12 protein-coding genes are annotated in these 16,022 nt (G+C 46.5%); 4 read left to right on the top strand and 8 right to left on the bottom strand.

Annotated features, from left to right (window positions below):
- Positions 1–59: 59 nt before the first annotated feature.
- Positions 60–1,586: a sigma-54-dependent Fis family transcriptional regulator gene (locus DN599_RS04985; protein ID WP_110456506.1), complete on the bottom strand. Its 1,527-nt coding sequence runs from the start codon at positions 1,584–1,586 to the stop codon at positions 60–62.
- Between the two features lie 195 nt (positions 1,587–1,781).
- Between DN599_RS04985 and DN599_RS04980 the strand changes: the two genes are divergently transcribed.
- The 3 genes from DN599_RS04980 to DN599_RS04970 all read left to right on the top strand — a co-directional run bounded on the left by DN599_RS04980 (position 1,782) and on the right by DN599_RS04970 (position 5,612).
- The gene (locus tag DN599_RS04980; protein ID WP_110456505.1) at positions 1,782–3,341 is read left to right on the top strand and encodes a flavocytochrome c; all 1,560 of its coding nucleotides are present in this window, start codon (positions 1,782–1,784) and stop codon (positions 3,339–3,341) included.
- A 68-nt stretch (positions 3,342–3,409) separates the two neighbouring features.
- Complete coding sequence (locus tag DN599_RS04975) at positions 3,410–5,062, top strand: HAL/PAL/TAL family ammonia-lyase (RefSeq protein ID WP_110456504.1); 1,653 nt, start codon at positions 3,410–3,412, stop codon at positions 5,060–5,062.
- Positions 5,063–5,231: 169 nt separating this feature from the next.
- The gene (locus DN599_RS04970) at positions 5,232–5,612 is read left to right on the top strand and encodes a cytochrome c3 family protein (protein WP_110456503.1); all 381 of its coding nucleotides are present in this window, start codon (positions 5,232–5,234) and stop codon (positions 5,610–5,612) included.
- Between the two features lie 97 nt (positions 5,613–5,709).
- Here DN599_RS04970 and pyrI read toward each other — a convergent pair whose 3' ends face one another.
- From pyrI to barA, 7 genes are all read right to left on the bottom strand, one after another.
- Positions 5,710–6,171 (bottom strand): aspartate carbamoyltransferase regulatory subunit, encoded by a 462-nt coding sequence (gene pyrI, locus DN599_RS04965; RefSeq protein ID WP_110456502.1) that lies wholly within the window; start codon positions 6,169–6,171, stop codon positions 5,710–5,712.
- Between the two features lie 16 nt (positions 6,172–6,187).
- The gene (gene pyrB, locus DN599_RS04960; protein ID WP_110456501.1) at positions 6,188–7,117 is read right to left on the bottom strand and encodes an aspartate carbamoyltransferase; all 930 of its coding nucleotides are present in this window, start codon (positions 7,115–7,117) and stop codon (positions 6,188–6,190) included.
- 540 nt (positions 7,118–7,657) lie between these two features.
- Positions 7,658–9,319 carry a DNA repair protein RecN gene (recN, locus tag DN599_RS04955; protein ID WP_110456500.1) on the bottom strand — a complete coding sequence of 554 codons (1,662 nt, stop codon included), beginning with the start codon at positions 9,317–9,319 and terminating at the stop codon, positions 7,658–7,660.
- 117 nt (positions 9,320–9,436) lie between these two features.
- Positions 9,437–10,381: an AEC family transporter gene (locus DN599_RS04950; RefSeq protein ID WP_110456499.1), complete on the bottom strand. Its 945-nt coding sequence runs from the start codon at positions 10,379–10,381 to the stop codon at positions 9,437–9,439.
- Positions 10,382–10,788: 407 nt separating this feature from the next.
- The gene (locus tag DN599_RS04945; protein WP_110456498.1) at positions 10,789–11,046 is read right to left on the bottom strand and encodes a DUF3319 domain-containing protein; all 258 of its coding nucleotides are present in this window, start codon (positions 11,044–11,046) and stop codon (positions 10,789–10,791) included.
- A 6-nt stretch (positions 11,047–11,052) separates the two neighbouring features.
- Positions 11,053–11,652 carry a YjaG family protein gene (locus DN599_RS04940; RefSeq protein WP_110456497.1) on the bottom strand — a complete coding sequence of 200 codons (600 nt, stop codon included), beginning with the start codon at positions 11,650–11,652 and terminating at the stop codon, positions 11,053–11,055.
- Positions 11,645–14,446, bottom strand: coding sequence for a two-component sensor histidine kinase BarA (gene barA, locus DN599_RS04935; RefSeq protein ID WP_110456496.1), 2,802 nt, complete (start codon positions 14,444–14,446; stop codon positions 11,645–11,647). The genes DN599_RS04940 and barA overlap by 8 nt, the downstream gene beginning before the upstream one ends.
- 98 nt (positions 14,447–14,544) lie before the next feature.
- Between barA and rlmD the strand changes: the two genes are divergently transcribed.
- On the top strand, positions 14,545–15,876 hold the full coding sequence (rlmD, locus tag DN599_RS04930) for a 23S rRNA (uracil(1939)-C(5))-methyltransferase RlmD (RefSeq protein ID WP_110456495.1): 1,332 nt from the start codon (positions 14,545–14,547) through the stop codon (positions 15,874–15,876).
- Positions 15,877–16,022 lie beyond the last annotated feature (146 nt).

The raw sequence follows: 16,022 nt of genomic DNA, 5'->3' as shown, positions 1-16,022 counted from the left end.
ATCACTTTTATGAAAGTTGTTTTAGGCTTTTCTTTTTGGTTTTTTTAATGAGAAAAAGGTTAGCATAATCCCAATTTCTTCATTTTACTCTTGAGGGTGTTGGGGTTGATATCTAACAGCTCCGCTGCACCACCGGGGCCATATAACTTACCACCAGTGATACGCATAGCATGACCAATGTATTTGCTTATCATGGTGTCCAGCGGCACTAGCTTATCGCTAGCATGGCTAGGATCGATAATAATGGTTTGGCCCACTTGATTAACCACTTGATCCTCGGTTCCCATTTGCAATAAATCAAAGTTTAATGGGCCGTGGGGCTGTTGAATTATGGCTCGTTCAAGCACATTTATCAGTTCACGTACATTGCCCGGCCAACTGTAATGATTTAACACATTCAACTGCTCCGGTGTGACTCTAGGCAACTTCTCTAGATTAAATTTGGCGGCTAAATTTTCAATAAAGTGTTGAACTAACAATGGAATATCGCATCTGCGTTGTCGTAACGCAGGGATTTCTATCGGGAATACAGCTAAACGATACCAGAGATCTTCTCTAAAGGTCTTCTCATGAACCATGGCTTGTAAGTTTCTGTGAGTCGCGGCAATCACACGAATGTTTAGCTCGATACTTTCATAACCGCCGACGCGAGTTATTGAGCTGTTTTGCAATACGCGCAGCAATCTGACTTGCGCCGATAGTGGTAGTTCGCCAATTTCATCTAAAAAAATCGTGCCGCCATTGGCTTGCTCAAAATAGCCTGCTTTGCGTGTTTCTGCGCCGGTGAAGGCCCCCTTTTCATAACCAAACAACTCGGAATCGATTAAAGACTCAGGAATGGCGCCGCAGTTGACCTTAATAAAGGGTTTTCCCGTTCTATTGGACTTAGCGTGAATTGCGTTGGCTATCACCTCTTTGCCGCAGCCGGTTTCTCCCTGCATTAATACGCTGGTGTTGAGTGGCGCAATTGCGGCCACCTTTTCCATGACTTTCTTCAATCCAGCTTCGCTGCCCACTACGCCATCGGCCGAGAATATGGCGCGTTTCAAATTCACATTCTCCTGGCTGAGTGCTCGATTGGCTCTGAGTAAATTTCGACCCCGTAGGTTAAAGGCGGTAATTAAAGAAAAAGTATCCTTGTGCGGTTCGATTAAATCTGCGTGTAGAGGTTTAAACTGACCGATTTTTTTTGAGTAAAAGCCGACCACTCCCAGATGAGTGTTGCTGCTCATCATACGCAGCAGGATAACCGATTGAATATCAGGTACGAGGTGAGGAGCCACAAAATGGGTAACTTTATCGAGATGAATATCATTAATGATACGGATAATGGGGCGGTCATTTTGCTGTAGTAACTCCTCCATTTCGGGTGAAATTTTTACCTGTTTATCTATCGCCGAGGCGTGTGAATCATTGGCATGTGCCAAGAATTGAATGTCACCATGTTCAGGCCGATAGATGTTAAGAAAAATGCCATCGATAGGCAGGTGTTGTTTGACATATTCGTAATAATTTTGCAGAGCATTTTCCAGCGATAAACTGCTGCATAAGCACTGAGTAGCTTGGTAATAGAATTGTTTCTTCATTGATATGTCGAGGTAGTCACGAAGTTTCGTGATAATAAATCATTGTATTTCGTGGTTCTGTGCTCTCGTTCATAGATTGCCTAATCCCCCCCTCTTTTTAGGTAGTTGGCATAGTCACTGCAGTTTTCCCTTTATGTTATCGACCCTTAATCGCTTCGATACATCATTAAAAATAGTAATAGGGAAGCATTGAATATGAACGAAAAAAAATTGGCAAGCCCTGAACGGCGTCAACTGTTAAAAGGTGGTGCTGCCATGGCTGTCGCAAGTTTAGGAGCTGCGATGCCACTGTCTGCCAATGCCGCTTGTATGCCACAAGAAAAAGTTAAGTTCGATGAGATAGTCGACGTGATAGTCGTGGGTAGCGGCTTTGCTGGCATGTCTGCCGCATTACAAGCTAAAGAGGCCGGTGCCAGTGTGATGGTCATCGACAAAATGCCTGTATTTGGCGGAAACTCCACTATTAACGGTGGTGCAATGGCCGTGGCGGGCTCTCCTTTACAAAAGAAAGAGGGGATTGAAGATTCAGTAGATACCATGGTTACCGACATGTTGGAAGCGGGCCGTGGCATGAATGATGTCGAAATGCTTAAACTCGTCTGTAACGGGACAGCCGAATCCTGTGAATGGCTCACCAACTACGGGGTGCAATGGAAACCATTTGTACAACATTTCGGTGGACATTCTATTCCTCGGGTGTTGCAAACAGTACAAAGCTCTGGTGCCGGCATTATCCGACCATTAATTAGTGCGGCTAAAAAACATGGTATCGCCATGCGCAACCAAGCCAAATTAGAAGGTTTTATTAAAGATGATACTGGGCGTGTGATCGGCGTCGAAGTTCGCGAAGGTTATTATTTCCCGAAGGAACGAACAGGTAAAATGGTGAACATTGGTGCGCGTAAAGGAGTGATTATGGCCACAGGTGGCTTTGGTCGTGACATCGAATATCGCCAGATGCAACAGCCAAAACTGACCAGTGAACTGGATTCTACTAACCACGCTGGCGCCACATCTGAAGCCTTAAAGCAGATGATGTTACTCGGTGCAAATCCCATACATTTAGATCAAATTCAACTCGGTCCATGGGCATCGCCAGACGAAAAAGGTTTCGGTACGGCATCGCAGTTTAACACTATCGCGACCTACCCCAGTGGCATCGTGGTCGATGTGCGAACTGGTGAGCGCTTCTTTAATGAGCTTGCCGATCGTAAAGCACGCGCCGAGGCCATTATGACTCGTCGTGATGCTGACGGTCAGCCAGTCTACCCCATAGGCTTCACCAACGCTGAGGGGGCAAAAAATGCCCAGACTCTGGATTGGGGCCTTAAATACAAAGTTATCCAAAAAGCCAATAATTTAGATGAGTTAGCCGAACTTTATGGGATCCCAGCCGCGGCGCTCAAAGCACAAGTGGCTCGCTGGAATGATGCCGTCACCCAAGGTAAAGATAATGAGTTTAACCGCCCGATGCAAAAAGCGATGAAGTTAGAGCAGGGCCCATGGTATGCAGTAAGGATGTGGCCCAAAGTGCACTATTGCATGGGGGGCGTAAAAGTGAATACAGCATCGGAAGTGCTGCATTTAGTCAGTAATAAACCTATCCCTGGGCTTTATGCGGCAGGCGAAGCAACCGGAGGTATTCACGGTGCAAGTCGCCTAGGAGCGTGCGCCGTGGCTGAAGGAGTGGTCACGGGACGTAACGCTGGTAGCCACTGCGCGAATAACCAAGCTGCCTCATTACATTTGGCTTAGTTCAGTTGAAATACCCCAATTAACTTCGGTTAGTTCACCTGAACTAGCCTTTAAAAATGATGGAATGGATGAACATGAAAGCAACTAAAAATATTGCAATTTCAACATTGGCATTAGCGTTAACAGCCGGCCAAGCCATGGCTGCAGACACGGTCGTGCTCGATGGACAACACTTCACTCAAGATCAAGCATGGGCGATTGCCGATGGTGCTAAAGTTAAAATAGCGGCTCAGTCTGCTACCGCACTGGTTAAGGCTCATGAACTATTGATGGAGGCGGCGCGTTTAGGTAAACCCGTTTATGGCTTAACCGTAGGGGTTGGTTTAAACAAAGATCACAAACTATTTGATGCGAATGGTCAGTTAAGCCCTGAAGTATTAAAAGCTTCAGAATCATTTAATTATAGTACTCTTAGAGCGCATAGTGCCGGTGTTGGCGAACCCATGCCTGTGCGGTTAACGCGTGTGGCTTTAGCGGTGCGCTTAAATACTATTCTCTCGGGGCACACAGGGGTACAGCCTTATGTTGCTGAGCTTTATCAAGCGTATTTAAATCACGATATTACGCCAATTATCCCGTCGAAAGGTACGATCGGTGAGGCCGATATTTTGCTTGCGTCACATGTCGGTCTGGCCATGATCGGTGAGTGGGACGTTATCTATAAAGGTGAACGCATGAGTAGTGTCGAAGCCATGAAAAAAGCAGGGATTAAGCCGTTACAACCGGTAGGAAAAGATGCACTTTCCATTTTATCGAATAATGCCATCGGTGCCACCTATGCAATGGCAGGTTATCGGGATGCCAAGCATTTACTCGATGTATCACCAACGGTTTTTGGCCTGAGTCTAGAAGGCTTAAATGGTAATGTGTCGCCCTTCTTACCACAAACCAATGATATCCGCCCATTCCCGCAGTTGCAGCGAGCAACTCAGGATATATTAAATAGCTTATCTGGCAGTTATCTCTGGGACGAAAATAGCGAGCGTCCACTGCAAGACCCACTCAGTTACCGCACTACGGCGTACACCTTTGCCAGCGCATATAAGGCGCTTGCCGATCTTGATGAGGTAATCAATATTCAGATAAACCATTCTGATGACAACCCAGGTGTTATTCTTGGTGCTAGTAAAGATTATGGACAGCATTCTCAAGTTGCTAAATACTTGGTTGAAGGAAAGGGTGGCGTATTCCCAACCACTAACTTCGAACCACTCCCTGTCGCACTTGCGGTGCAGCAGTTAAGTATTGCTCTGACGCATGTATCACATAATAGCGCCATGCGTACGATTCATTTATCGGATAATCATTTTACCCATTTACCGCGCTTTTTAAGTGCACCGGGTAACAATGGTCATGCGTTTGGTGCGATTCAAAAAACCTTTGTTGATATGCAGGTACGTAACCAAGCTTTGGCGATTCCGGTATCGTTTAATGGTATTGCCATTGCGGGTAACATCGAAGACACCTTTACCAACTTAAAGCTTGCATCAGACAACTTAATTCAAATTGTTGACAACATTAACGTGATGTATGGCCTAGAACTGATGCATTCGACTCAAGCCATCGATTTACGTAAACAGACGAACAACCATCTCAAGCAAGGTGAGGCGACAAAAGCGATGTATGATGCTTTCCGTAAACAAGTGCCATTTGTCGATATTGACCGTCCATTTACGCCCGATATTCGTGTCTCAAAAGCCTTTATTGCGCAGTACGAATAACTTTTATCGGGGAAATGTTGCGCTTGCTGGCTATCGTCAATACCGCTCCCATTGACTTTAGCGAGCAAGCCGCAATTGGCCTGATACATCCTGTAAACCAGCCATCGATTAATCACCGGGCGGTAACAGTTATCGGGTAACAAAGATCAACGTAGTAATAGGAATAAAGATGTTAAGAATACTGACGACAATGTGCATCTTGATGCTGATGTCAATCCCAGCGGCTAATGCCATGAAAATAAAAGACTATCATAAAGAAGTTATGACGGGGGATAATGGTAAGGTTGAGTGTAGCTTTTGCCACGGCGATGCAAAACGTAAAACGATTCCTCAGGCCAGTGCATGTGAAACCTGTCATAGTACGCCAGATGATGTGGCTGAACTTACACAGCGTCCATCCGATGCCGGTCATGATATAGAGCCAAATCCCCATGACAGTCTGCATTATGGTACAGACTTACCTTGTACTTACTGCCATCAAGAACATAAAGAGAGTCAAGTTTACTGTAATCAATGTCATGAGTTTCAGTACCCTGATATGAAGCGCTGATTGCTAATCTTTGCTCAACTTGCATTAGCTAGTGGAGTGTCATTTTAAAGCCTGCTCATGACTGAGCAGGCTTTACCTTATCGAGATAAAGAGTGGCTTAGTGACGCTCAGTCACTATTTCACGTGAGAACACTTTCTCGCAGTATTTGCATTTTAGTTGCACATCGTCTTTCTTTGCGATGACCTTAAAGCTGCTGTCTACCGGTTCATTATGGGTGATGCAGTTGCTATTTGGGCACTTAAAAATGGCGTTGATCCGCTCAGGTAACGACAATGTCAGCTTTTTAACGACCTCATAATTTTCAATCTGATTAACCGTAGCGTTAGGGGCGTACAGGGCCAATTGATTCGCCTGTTCTGGGCTGATAAAAACATTTTCAATTTTAATCAGATCTTTAGCGCCCAAAGCAGAAGAGGGCAGATTAAGACCAATCGTGACACGCTGATTGGTTTTATGCATTTTGAACAGCTTTAGCACTTTAATCCCCACATTGGCAGGAATATGGTCGATAACGGAACCATTTTTTATCGCTTCAACTTGTTGGGTTTCCTTGGTCATGGTGATTATCTCCTGCTTAACGTTGTTCGTTCAGTACTAGTGCCAGCAATGCTTCACGCGCGTAAACGCCGTTTTGCGCTTGCTGAAAGTAATAAGCGTGCTTGGTTTTATCGACATCGACGGTAATTTCATCTATACGCGGTAATGGGTGCAATACCTTTAGGTTGTCGCGCGCGTCAGCGAGCATTGCAGCAGTTAAGATATAAGCGGCTTTCATATGCACGTATTCAGATTCGTCCAAACGCTCCTTTTGAACACGAGTCATGTACAACACATCAAGCTCTGGGATCACCTCTTCCATGGTCGCATGCAGGCTATAGTTGATGCCTGCTTGGTCTAACTCTTCGCAGATATAGTCAGGCATTGCCAATATTTCGGGCGAGATGAAGAAGAAGTTAATGTTATTAAACTTCGAGAGTGCCTGAGTCAGTGAGTGCACCGTGCGACCATATTTTAGATCGCCAACGAAGGCGATGTTTAGGTTATCTAAGCGACCCTGAGTTTCAAAGATTGTATAGAGATCTAGCAAGGTTTGGCTTGGGTGTTGATTTGAGCCGTCACCTCCGTTAATTATCGGTACCCCACGAGAAAATTCTGACGCCAGACGGGCGGCGCCCTCTTGCGGGTGACGCATCACAAATGCATCGACGTAAGATGAGATCACCTGTACCGAATCGACGAGGGTTTCCCCTTTTTTAGCCAGTGATGTATTGCCACTGTTATCAAAACCAATTACGGTGCCACCAAGGCGCTGTACAGCAGTTTCGAAAGAGAGGCGAGTACGTGTCGATGGTTCAAAGAAACAGCATGCCACGACTTTATTTTTCAGTAGTTCTGGGTTTGGCTCTGCTTTGAGCTTTCCTGCAGTTTCAACGATAAGTTCAAGTTCACTGCGGTTTAATTCCGGAATGGAGATGATGTGTTTTTGAAACAACGAGTTCGCCATGGCTTCTCTTCCCTATAAATAGATAACTGATACAAATGGTTTTAAACTTTATCTGTTGCTTACATTTAAGATTGCCATTGAACGGCGCGGCTGGCAGATAACCGTTTAAACTTGCCTGACCTTACGCAAAAGGCAGACAAAAAAAAGCCCCCTTATACAAGGAGGCTTTTTTTGAAATCGAAAAACAGAAACATAAAACCAACGCCGATCCTCGACGATAATGAGTCAAGTTGTGCTTAACTGCCTGGTTCATTGCTGCACTCTGTTTTGAAAAATTCCGAGGGATTATACGCCCATTTCTTGCAAGCGCAAGGGTTTGTATGAACTGGTTATTTTGAAAGCTTGGTGTCGCTGTGAATCAATTAAATGCTGTTAAAGACTTCGGTCTAGCCGTGACTTATATGTATGGTTTTGTTTTTCTTGTTGAGTTATGGAGAGCACAATTTGCTCATTAAGTACAATGAGATGAGTGGGATTAAATAGTGAATCAGCGATATCAAAAAGCGAAGGTATTTCCTTCGCTTTAGGTATTGTCAGTTTTTAACCTCTGAGTAGTTCTTTGGCGTTGGCTAGGGTGTTACTGGTTATGGTATCGCCGCCAAGTAAGCGGGCGAGCTCCTCAATGCGCTGGGTTTTATCCAGCGGCACCATAGAGGTCTCGGTTTGTCCGGCTTTACTCTGCTTATTAACAAACATGTGCTGATGACCATTACCGGCGACTTGAGGCAGGTGGGTTACACATAGCACTTGAGTCGACTCACCCAGTGAGCGTAGCATTTTCCCCACCACGGCAGCCGTTGGCCCCGATATCCCCACATCCACTTCATCGAAGATAAGCGTTGGTGTGGCGACCTTCTTTGCCGTGATCACCTGAATGCCAAGGCCTATACGCGACAGTTCCCCGCCTGATGCGACTTTCGAGATAGGTTGCAGCGGTTGCCCTGGGTTGGTGGTCACTTGAAACTCGATAGTGTCACAACCGTTGGGCGACATGAGTTCTTCGTTAAAGTGAATATCGATAACAAATTTACCCTTAGGCATGCTGAGCTCATGAATCGATTGGGTCACCTGTTTGTCTAGCTCTTTGGCATAACGGCTACGGCTTTGGCTGAGTTTTTTTGCATGGGCAATGAAGCCTTGTTTGCAGCTTTGGAGCTGCTCAGCTATCTCGTCAAGCTTCTCTTCGTCTGAGTCTAAGCTGATTAGCTCTTGATTTAAGGCTTGATGGTGCTGATAAAGATCTTTGGCGCTTACGTGATGCTTGCGTGCCAACTGCATAATTTTAGAGAGGCGCTGCTCAAGGTAAGCAAAATGGTCGGGGTCGAGTTCTAATCCATCGAGGTAGCGTTGCAGCTCACTGCTGCTTTCTTGCACTTGGATTAAGGCATCGTTGAGCATATTGCCAATGCTATTAAGAGCTGAGTCATAGCCCTCAAGCTCTTGAGCTTGATCTATGGCTAAGTTGAGTACCGATTCTACCGCACCTTGCTCGTTGTCTTGCAATAGGAAGAGGGTGTGCTGGCAGGCTTGCACTAAAGCGGTGCCGTTAGCGAGTTTTTTATGCTCGGTTTCTATCTCGTCAAATTCGTGCTCGCCTAAATTAAATTCATTAAGCTCTTCTACTTGATATTGCAGCAGCTGCTTACGGGCGATGCGCTCATGTTGCGATTGTTGTAGCTGTTTAAGCTCTTTTTCAATCAGTTTGTAGCGTTGATAGCTAGCACTGACGCTGTCGAGCAGCATGCGGTGGTTAGCATAGCTGTCGAGCAGTGTTAGTTGATGTTCGCTCTTTAACATGGCGTGATGGGCGTGTTGTCCGTGGATGCCGATCAGTAATTGTCCAAGTGCGCGAAGTTGACTAAGCGGTACTGGATTGCCATTAATGTAGGCGCGTGAGCGGCCATCACTGTTGATGGTGCGTCTGAGTATGCATTCATCATCAAGATCAAGGTCGTTATCTTCGAGCCAGCGCTTTGCCAAGGGAATATCGAGCAGAGAAAAGCGGGCGCTGACCTCGGCTTTATCTGCACCAGGCCTAACGGTACTGGCTTCGGCGCGATTACCCAGACACAGGCCTAGGGCGTCGATAGCGATAGATTTTCCGGCACCGGTTTCACCTGTGATACTGGTCATGCCGGCTTTGAAGTCGAGCTCTAAAAAACGAACAATGGCAAAGTTATTGATGCTGAGCTGGCAAAGCATAATGACATCCTTTTACAAAGTACTGTATTAATGCACAGTATATACTGATTTTTTATACAGTAAATACCTGTGTGCTTTTTGTTCGCACATTTTGTTGAATTTAAGGGTATGGCAGCGCTACAGCAAATGGTCAAGTAGTGGCAGTACCGCAAAGCTCAGTACTATCCCTAAGCTGATATTTTGCGCGCTGACGGTGGCGTTAGTTTGAAAGCGGTGCGCCAACAGGTAAACGCTGGCTGCGGTGGGCAGTGCCGCTAGCAGCACTGCCATCTTAAGCAGCGGGCCGTTAACGCCAAAGGCTTTACACAGTAGGTAGGCAAACAGGGGTTGTAACACCAGTTTTAATAGGTTGAGCAGGGTGAGTTCGGCGCCGGTAGAAAGCTTTCGAGGGGCATTGCGGCCCTGCTGTTGGTTGGCTTTGCATAACACCATGCCAATGGCGAACAGGGCACAGGGGCTGGATGTCATACCAAATTGGCGAATGATGCCGCTGATAGGGCTATAAAGGCTAATCTGGGCCGCCGAAATGGCCACGCCTATTAAGCTGCCGATAATGATAGGATTTTGCAGTAATGCCAAAGCCACTGTCTTTAGGGCGCTGTCGGTTTGACCTTGATACAGCGCGAGTTGGGCTAATACGATAGCAAAGACGGTCACCGAGAGTAGGCTAGCAATGGCTGCTGCAGCCAGTGCTAACTGGTTGTTGGGGTATAACATCATCATTAATGGGATACCGATAAACGACGTGTTACCAAAGGTGGTGTTAAGCGCCCTAATCGCCGCGAGATCGCGCTTCTTGTCGCGCCACAGCGATATCCCCATAGTCAACAGGTAGATAATGGTCATCGCTAAGCTGTAACCGGCAATAAAGCCCCAGTCGGTGATCTGTTCAATTGGGGTTTCGGCTAATACAATCAGCATGATAGCCGGAAAGGCGATGTAATAGACGTACTGATTGAGTACGTTATCTGTCTCTTGTGGCAAAATACGTGCTTTTTGTACTACGAAGCCTGATAGCATGATGCCGAAGACGATAAACAGAGGTGACAAGATAGGTAGCATACGACAAATTTATCCATAAATTGTGCTGGTGGTTAAACTAAGGGGCTTTCCCTCTCAGGCTGTTTTTATGTGTTGGTGATGAATCGTGGCTCAGTATTGATGACGCTCAGTATTGATGACATAGTCATCTGATATTATCCATCCACTGTGGCTCAGTATCAGTGGCTCAGTATCAGTGCCTCAGTATCAGTGCCCTAATATTCGTTGCCCTGCATCATAATGATTAAGCCCAACACAAACGCCAGAGACTAGCCGACCCTAGCATGATTATCTGGGGGCGGCTATTGAGCTAAGGTCTAATGTGGCTTAACGTAAAGCCGCTTGACTCTATGTGATGGCATTAATGGGGCGATATTAGGCTAAGCCACTAAAGTCACTAAACCACTTAGCGTCATTGCGTCATTCAGCTAACTGCGCTTATTGGGGCGGCGAGTACCTGTTTGGCGAGTATTAACCTTTGGCGAGCTAGGTTGCGTGTTTCGCTCGGTATTCGCGGTGGGTGCGTTGACTGGTGGCAGCACGCCCAGCTCTTGATAGAAGTGTATCTGACGCCGCAGTTCAAACAGGGAGCCGCTACGGCGTTGCTCCCCTATGCTGAGTGTCCAAGAATCGGTTAAGCCATCGTTGTTGGTTAACAGATAACCTTGGTAGATGAGCTTCTTCATGTGCAGTTACGCGACTGAAATGCCAATATTAGATACACCAGCTTCGATAATTTCTTTACGAAGGCCTTTGACAAAGTCAGCGCTGATCTTCGGATTTTGCTCAATGATATCCAATAATGAGGCCTGCAGCTCTTTTTCTTCGACCATTACGGGATGGTTAAAAATAAACTCATCTAAAGTGGCTTCATCCATTTCATCTTCGATTGTGGCTTCAATATAATTGGCTACTGTGCTAGAGGAGAGTTTGCTGATGTTGATAATATCGTCTTCCACCTTACTTTGCAGTGCGCTCAATAGTGAGGTTAATGCGACTGCGGCGTCCATGGCTGGATAGACTCCATAAACGTCAAAGTCACTTGGCTCGGGGGTGTTGAGATCGAGTCGTTCGAGATAGATGTCGATGTTGAGTTTCAATTTTTTGTCATACATTGACTGCCATAACAGATTTAGCGCTGTGTCTAAAACCTGTGGATCACCAAACTCACACACTTCACTAAACAGTTGGTAGTTGGGGTACATGCGCTGACACAGCGCGATAGCAAACAATTTTTTTTGTTCAAGCTCTAACGCTTTTAATCGTTTGAAGAACCCTGGTTTATTACTCATCGATCACATCCATAGATAACTGGGATATTACTTGGTTAGTGGCTGATTCTACCTTAGAAAGCTCATCAAGTAACTCTAGTATTTCAGGTTCTACCTCTTCGACACTGGCGCCATTTTTAAGTGATGACTCTATTTCTTTACATAAGCGCTGGGTCGTGGGTACGCCGCAGTAGCAGCTGGCGCCATGCAGTTTATGCACATGGGCTAGCATGGCTTTGGCATTGAGGGTATCAAGTGCCAAGGTCAGTTGATTACGGGTTTCTGGCAGCGAGTCTAACAACATCTGTAACATCTCCAGTGCCAAGTTCGCTTTTTGATTCGCCTGAGTTAAACACAGTTCCCAATTGAGTGTTTGCTGTTCAAAGTGAGTAAACTTAGGGCGCACCTTCCAACTGTTAATGACCTCTTTGAGCGCCGCCTCGTCGATGGGCTTGGGCAGATAGCCGTTCATGCCGCTTTGATTAATACGTTCACGCTCCTCGGCGATGGCATGGGCGGTGACGGCAATAATAGGAGTGTTGCGATTTAACGAATGCTCACGGATCTGTTTAGTGGCACTAAAGCCATCGATACCAGGCATCTGTATGTCCATAAAGATTAAATCGAAGTGGCGCGATTTTGCAATCTCCACAGCGGCCTTACCGTTGTTGGCGACGGCCACGTGGGTGACTAGCTCGCGCAGCAAGGTGTCGATTAATTTAAGGTTGGCTGGATTATCATCGACCGCCAGTACGCTAAGTGGCTCGCGATTTAATGCTGGCACAACCTGTAATGGCTTTGGTTGTGACTCTGGTGGCGCACGGTAAGGATGGATAAGAGTGTTAGCCAATTCGCGCTCGCCAATTGGCGCATGCACAATTTTATCGACAGCCGACTGGATCACATCAATATTGGTGGCGCTGTTGTTGCTGTTACACACATAGAGTGAATAATCGCTAATGTGTCTAATCCGCGTCAGGGTATCGAGCAGTAAGGGGCTTTTAGCCAGCTCGTTACAGCTGATAATGGCGTAATCAAACCGCTGTTTTGTGTTATTCATTAACTCATCGAGTTGTTGCAAGGTGGTGATAGGCGTCACCAGCATTTGCCAGTGCTGCAATAACCCCTGATGTACATGACGAGACAGTTTTCTGGGTTCAAACAGCAAGACAGATTTCTGTTTGAGCTTGCCGGTATCTAATGGCTGGCTGATGGGGTATTGACTCAGTTTTAGCGGCAAGGTAAACCAGAATGTCGAGCCTTTATCTGGTGTGGAGTTGCAGCCAATTTGGCCGCCCATCTGATTGATCACCCGTTTGGTGATGATGAGCCCTAAACCTGTGCCGCCAAAGCGACGTGATATGGATGAGTCTGCCTGACCAAATGCTTGAAATAGCTGATGTTGATGATGCTTGTCGATACCTATGCCTGTGTCGGTGACTTCGCAGCGAATAATGATCTTATCGGGCTCGGTGCCAGTAAGGCGCATCTTAAGGTGTACGCTACCTTCATCGGTAAATTTAATCGCATTACCTACTAGGTTAGTGAGCACTTGCCCTACCCTTAAGGCATCGCCAGAGACGTTATCATTGATAGCGGGCTCGATATCGACCACCAGCTCTAACTCTTTCTCTTTGGCGCTGTTAGCCAACATAGAGACGGTATCATCGACCACTTCACGCAAGGCGAATGGCATGTTTTCTAACACCATTTTACCGGCTTCGAGTTTAGAAAAATCGAGAATATCGTTAATGATATTAAGCAGGTTGCTGGCACTTTTTTCGATGGTTTTAATATAGTCTTGCTGGCTGGTGTGTAGCGGGGTTTTTAGCAGTTGCTTAGCAAAGCCGATAACGCCATTGAGCGGGGTGCGCAGCTCATGTGACATGTTGGCTAAGAATTCTGATTTAATTCGGCTAGCCTCTAAGGCGCGTTTTTTGGCTAAGTCGAGCTCGACGTTTTGAATTTCAATTTGCTCTAAGGTTTCGCGCAGATCTGAGGTGGCTTGGTCGATGTTTTGTTGCATCTCTTCATGGTAATCCGACAGCGAGCTGGCCATGGCATTAATGCCACGTTTGAGTAGGTCGAGTTCACCGATAAGATTGCCGTCTACACGCGTATCGAGTTTTCCTTCCCGTATTTTGGCGACTACGCGCACCATATCGGTGATCGGCTGAGTCACATTTTTGACTAATCTAAAGGTAAATAGCAGGTTGAGTTGTACCCCAATTAGCACCATGATAAAAGCCGCCACCGCGGCGCGGTGTTGCTCTAATAGGGCATTTTCTTTATTGAGTAAGACTGCGATATAACCCAGTTTGCCCGAGTTAACTTGAGCGGCATTAGCGTTATTGTCAAACGGACTGACGATAAGTTCACGTTGGCTAGAAAGAATAGGGCTGCGTAAAATAAGGCTATCGCCAAACTGCTCAATTTCAATGCCGTTTAATGAGTCTATGGGTTGGTTGTAACGCATAAACTCGTGACTTTTGTAATGATGCGAGGTCACGACCACCCGGTTGTTAGTGTCGAAAATGGCGATAAATTGCACCAAGTTTGACTTATTGAGCTGTACCGAAGTAATGAGGCGTTTGGTGGTTTCAAAATTTTTGGTTTCTAGACCTATTTCGGCGGCGATCGCCAAGGGTTCAATGATATTGCTGCCACGTTCAATTAAGCTTTGTTCCAGCTCATAGAAGCGATTTATGGTAAAGTAACTGCCAAGTAAAATACCAACCAAAATAGTGGGGGCTAACGCCAGCACAAGAACCCAGGCTCTTAAGCTGTATTTAGTCATATTGTCGGCACTATTCATGGTGTTGGCTAATTTATAATGTTGTAGCGTATAGGTTACATTAAACTGCCTAACTTTGGGCAGTGTTTACTCCTATTTTTATCGTTTTAGAGGCCTAAATGGCGCAATTTTTTAAAGCTAAACCCAATAAAGCTAAGCAAATGTCGGCGAAGCAGCAATTTAATATCACTCAGCTTGATCATCTTGGGGCTGGTGTCTCTGAGGCGCAAGGCAAGATAGTATTTGTGCCCGGCGCCTTGCCAGGAGAGACGGTCACGGCGCAATTAATTGAGCAAAAGAAACGTTTTGCTAAAGCAAAGTTGCTACGCATCGATGTGGCATCTAACCATAGAGTCGCCAGTGGCTGTGCATTCTATGGCCAGTGCGGTGGCTGCGACCTGCAACACTTAGCGCTGCCAATGCAGCGCGAGAATAAGCAGCAAGCCTTAGTTAATTTGCTCGATAAAATGGGTCAAGCACAGGCGCTGCAGTTGGCTGAACCACTGGTGGGTGAAGCGTGGGGGTATAGGCGCAAGGCAAGGCTTGCCACTCAGTATCAACGCGACAGTAAAACCCTGAGTTTAGGTTTTCGCGCTTTAGCGAGTAATCAGGTGGTCGCTATCGATCAATGCCCTGTGTTGGCGCCAGCATTATCGCAACTCATCGCTCCGTTAACCTTGTGCTTAAATACGCTAGAGGCCAAGCGCAGTTTGGGCCATGTTGAGTTAGTGGCGGTGGAGTCGGCCAATATGGTGGTGCTACGTATTACCCAAGCGCTAAGCGATGCCGATATCGCTCGCCTGCGTGCCTTTGGTGTTGAGCACTGCGTGCGCCTGGTGTTGCTCGATGAACATGGCCACATCGACAACCTAGATGGTGATACTAGCCTGCCGTATTACCGTTTGGATGACGGCAGTCAATTGGGCTTTGCACCGGGGAACTTTATTCAGGTTAATGCCGATGTGAATCGCAATATGGTAAAACAGGCCATTGAGTGGCTTGATATTAAGCCTACTGAGCGAGTGCTGGATCTTTTTTGTGGTGTAGGCAATTTCACCATTGCACTGGCCAAGGCGGGCGCGCAAGTGGTGGGGGTTGAAGGTGTGCCTGCTATGGTGGCAACGGCCAAAGACAATGCGGTTGCCAACGGCGTTAGTGGCGTTGAGTTTTACCATGCCGATTTGAGCGCCGATCTGTCTGAACAACCTTGGCTGGGGCAGATTGATAAACTGCTGCTCGATCCTGCCCGGGCTGGCGCGTTCGAGAGCTTACAATGGCTTAAGCAGATGAAACCTAAGGCGGTGCTGTATGTCTCTTGTAATCCGGTCAGCTTGGCCCGAGACAGTCAACAACTGCTTAAACAGGGTTATCGACTGCAAAAGCTGGGGCTAATCGATATGTTTCCGCAAACACATCATATTGAGGCGATGGCACTATTTGAGCGAGATTAAGGGGTTAAATACGCCTTGAGTGTAAATAACGACGCGAGTCGATTGACAATGTGGGCGTAATCCTCAAGATAGTGGCTTTGGTTTTTAGGTAATAGAATGATATTTCACCGCGAGCTATCCTGTGGTGAGCGCGCGCCGCCAATATC

The organism is Shewanella algidipiscicola (assembly GCF_900380485.1).
In the GTDB taxonomy this organism is placed as follows: Bacteria; Pseudomonadota; Gammaproteobacteria; order Enterobacterales; family Shewanellaceae; genus Shewanella; species Shewanella algidipiscicola.
This window is presented reverse-complemented; position numbering and strand designations above follow the sequence as displayed.

Bases quoted from the DNA above. Each gene is read 5' to 3' on its own strand.
- DN599_RS04940 (WP_110456497.1), bottom strand. From the start codon at position 11,652: ATGAGTAATAAACCAGGGTTCTTCAAACGATTAAAAGCGTTAGAGCTT.
- DN599_RS04975 (WP_110456504.1), top strand. From the start codon at position 3,410: ATGAACATGAAAGCAACTAAAAATATTGCAATTTCAACATTGGCATTA.
- rlmD (WP_110456495.1), top strand. From the start codon at position 14,545: ATGGCGCAATTTTTTAAAGCTAAACCCAATAAAGCTAAGCAAATGTCG.
- DN599_RS04970 (WP_110456503.1), top strand. From the start codon at position 5,232: ATGTTAAGAATACTGACGACAATGTGCATCTTGATGCTGATGTCAATC.
- recN (WP_110456500.1), bottom strand. From the start codon at position 9,319: ATGCTTTGCCAGCTCAGCATCAATAACTTTGCCATTGTTCGTTTTTTA.
- DN599_RS04945 (WP_110456498.1), bottom strand. From the start codon at position 11,046: ATGAAGAAGCTCATCTACCAAGGTTATCTGTTAACCAACAACGATGGC.
- pyrB (WP_110456501.1), bottom strand. From the start codon at position 7,117: ATGGCGAACTCGTTGTTTCAAAAACACATCATCTCCATTCCGGAATTA.
- DN599_RS04980 (WP_110456505.1), top strand. From the start codon at position 1,782: ATGAACGAAAAAAAATTGGCAAGCCCTGAACGGCGTCAACTGTTAAAA.
- DN599_RS04985 (WP_110456506.1), bottom strand. From the start codon at position 1,586: ATGAAGAAACAATTCTATTACCAAGCTACTCAGTGCTTATGCAGCAGT.
- pyrI (WP_110456502.1), bottom strand. From the start codon at position 6,171: ATGACCAAGGAAACCCAACAAGTTGAAGCGATAAAAAATGGTTCCGTT.
- DN599_RS04950 (WP_110456499.1), bottom strand. From the start codon at position 10,381: ATGCTACCTATCTTGTCACCTCTGTTTATCGTCTTCGGCATCATGCTA.
- barA (WP_110456496.1), bottom strand. From the start codon at position 14,446: ATGAATAGTGCCGACAATATGACTAAATACAGCTTAAGAGCCTGGGTT.